Origin of the sequence: Sulfobacillus sp. hq2, assembly GCF_002903155.1 — a bacterium.
GTDB lineage: Bacteria > Bacillota > Sulfobacillia > Sulfobacillales > Sulfobacillaceae > Sulfobacillus > Sulfobacillus thermotolerans.
The window spans coordinates 1-3,256 of sequence record NZ_NWUL01000016.1; the positions used below are offsets into that span (position 1 = coordinate 1).

At 62.4% G+C, this 3,256-nt stretch carries 2 tRNA genes and 2 rRNA genes; all 4 read left to right on the forward strand.

What is annotated here, in order from left to right:
- Positions 1–1,247 (forward strand): 16S ribosomal RNA (locus tag CO251_RS02460); the annotation flags it as partial.
- 83 nt (positions 1,248–1,330) lie between these two features.
- A tRNA-Ile gene (locus tag CO251_RS02465) sits at positions 1,331–1,406 on the forward strand.
- Positions 1,407–1,587: 181 nt separating this feature from the next.
- A tRNA-Ile gene (locus CO251_RS02470) sits at positions 1,588–1,663 on the forward strand.
- 24 nt (positions 1,664–1,687) lie between these two features.
- Positions 1,688–3,256: ribosomal RNA gene (locus CO251_RS17585) — 23S ribosomal RNA — on the forward strand; the annotation flags it as partial.

Below are 3,256 nucleotides of genomic sequence, written 5' to 3' on the forward strand. Positions count from 1 at the left end.
CGGCCTGAGAGGGTGAACGGCCACACTGGGACTGAGACACGGCCCAGACTCCTACGGGAGGCAGCAGTAGGGAATCTTCCACAATGGGCGCAAGCCTGATGGAGCAACGCCGCGTGAGTGAAGACGGCCTTCGGGTTGTAAAGCTCTGTCTGTCGGGACGAAGACCGGGACGGGAGTCCCGGGGAGCCGGTACCGACGAAGGAAGCCCCTGCAAACTACGTGCCAGCAGCCGCGGTAAGACGTAGGGGGCAAGCGTTGTCCGGAATTACTGGGCGTAAAGGGCGTGTAGGCGGTGCGATACGTAGCGGTTTTAAGCCTCCGGCTCACCCGGAGGAGGGCGGCTAAACGGTCGCACTGGAGGGCAGGAGAGGTGCGTGGAATTCCTGGTGGAGCGGTGAAATGCGTAGAGATCAGGAAGAACACCAGTGGCGAAGGCGGCGCACTGGCCTGACCCTGACGCTGAGGCGCGACAGCGTGGGGAGCAAACGGGATTAGATACCCCGGTAGTCCACGCCGTAAACGATGGATACTAGGTGTCGTGGGGGTCCACCCTGCGGTGCCGGAGCTAACGCACTAAGTATCCCGCCTGGGGAGTACGGCCGCAAGGTTGAAACTCAAAGGAATTGACGGGGGCCCGCACAAGCAGTGGAGCATGTGGTTTAATTCGACGCAACGCGCAGAACCTTACCAGGACTGGACAGGCACGTGAGCGCCGCGAAAGCGGCGGGCCCTTCGGGGAGCGTGCTCAGGTGCTGCATGGTTGTCGTCAGCTCGTGTCGTGAGATGTTGGGTTAAGTCCCGCAACGAGCGCAACCCTTGTCGTGTGTTGCCAGCGGTCCGGCCGGGCACTCACACGAGACTGCCGGTGACAAACCGGAGGAAGGTGGGGATGACGTCAAATCCGCATGGCCTTGATGTCCTGGGCTACACACGTGCTACAATGGTCCCGACAACGGGCCGCGACCGCGCGAGCGGGAGCGAATCCTTCAAACGGGATCTCAGTTCGGATTGCAGGCTGCAACTCGCCTGCATGAAGCCGGAATTGCTAGTAATCGCCCATCAGCATGGGGCGGTGAATTCGTTCCCGGGCCTTGTACACACCGCCCGTCACACCACGAGAGTTGGCCACACCCGAAGCCGGTCGGCCGAACCCGTCAGGGACGGTCCCGTCGACGGTGGGGCGGATGATTGGGGTGAAGTCGTAACAAGGTAGCCGTATCGGAAGGTGCGGCTGGATCACCTCCTTTCTAGGGAATGCTCCCGACGCGGCATGACGATATGGTTTTTGGGGACTGGGAGAACTCGTTGATGAGTTCATCAGTTCTATGAAGGGCCGATAGCGCAGTGGTTAGCGCACCCGCCTGATAAGCGGGAGGTCGGTGGTTCAAGTCCACCTCGGCCCACCATTTTGGACCTTGACAANCCAAGGACCGACTCGGACCTTGACAACTTTACAGGAGAAAGACAACACCAGCACACGGGGGATGCCTCGGGTGCGGATGGGGCGAAGAAGGTCGTGGCACGCCACGNTCGGGGACTGGGTCAGGGCTCTTGCGAGTCCGGTTTCGGTTTTACCGGAGACGTAAGGGGCCGATAGCGCAGTGGTTAGCGCACCCGCCTGATAAGCGGGAGGTCGGTGGTTCAAGTCCACCTCGGCCCACCATTTTGGACCTTGACAACTTTACAGGAGAAAGACAACACCAGCACACGGGGGATGCCTCGGGTGCGGATGGGGCGAAGAAGGTCGTGGCACGCCACGAAAGGCCTCGGGGAGCGGCGTCGCACGCATCGATCCGAGGGTCACCGAATGGGGAAACCCCTAGACCGGCAGGTCTAGACGGCGGGCCACTAGGGCCCGACCGAGTCCAAAGCGGGGAACTGAAACATCTCAGTACCTGTGTCGAGAAAGCGAAAGCGAATCCCTTAGTAGCGGCGAGCGAACGGGGACCAGTCCAAACGACGGCTCCGAGACGGCCTACCTCCGCGGAGTCGTCGGGTTGTGGACAGCGGATGCGGGCCAGTAGGGGGCCCGCGCCGGCGCGGTCGCGGGAGCATGAAGCTGTTGGAATGCAGCGCCCGAGCGGGTGAGAGCCCCGTCGTGCTGCCGCGGCCGGACCGGCCGCTGATCCCGAGTACCACGGTTCTCGTGAAAGACCGTGGGAAGCTGGGCGGCCCACCGCCCAAGACTACCGACCATCCGTCACCGATAGCGCAGAGTACCGTGAGGGAACGGTGAAAAGCCCCCCGGGAGGGGAGTGAAAGAGACCCTGAAACCGTGTGCTGTCAAGCCGTCAGAGTCTCGGCAACGGGATGATGGCGTGCCTATTGAAGAATGAACCGGCGAGTGACCGGCCGCCGCGAGGTTAACGTCCGCAAGGACGGGAGCCGGAGCGCAAGCGAGTCTGAAGAGGGCGACAAGTGGCGGTCGATCGACCCGAAACCGTGTGATCTAGCCGGCGCCAGGCTGCAATCCCCTTAAGCCGGGATGAAGGGCCGCACCCGTGTCCGTTGAAAAGGGCTGGGATGAGCGGCGGCTAGGGGTGAAATGCCAATCGAACACGGAGATAGCTGGTTCTCCCCGAAATCGCTTGAGGGCGAGCCTCCCCGAACAATACCGACGGGGTAGCGCTCTGTGAATGGAAGGGGTCCGTGAAGGATTACTGCCTGTTCGCAAACGACAAAGTCGTCGGTAGGCGGGAGAGAGTCAGACGTTGGGGGATAAGCTCCAAGGTCAAAAGGGCAAGAGCCCAGATCGTCCGCTAAGGTCCCTAAATGTGCGCTGAGTGGCAAAGGTCGTCGCGTGATCGAGACAGCCAGGAGGTTGGCTTAGAAGCAGCTATCCTTGAAAGAGTGCGTAATAGCTCACTGGTCGCAGTCGCGCGGCGCCGAGAATGTCCGGGGCTAAGCGGACTACCGAAGCGGCGAATTGGCCCCCGCACGGGGGCCAGTGGTAGGGGAGCGTCCGCCGGGGGGCGAAGCGGTCGTGGAAACGGCCGTGGACCGCGGCGGAGTGCGAATGCCGGTATGAGTAGCGAAAAGGCCCGTGAGAATCGGGCCCGCCGAAAGCCGCAGGGTTCCGGAGGCAGGATCGTCCGCTCCGGGTTAGTCGGGCCTAAGGCGAGGCCGTTAAGGCGTAGTCGATGGAGACACGGTGGAGATTCCGTGACCAGTCGGACATGGCGAACGAATCAGGACGTCGCGGACGGGGGTCAGCGCCCCGTTGGTCGAGGGCGTCCCGCCAGGGGGACGGAAACGC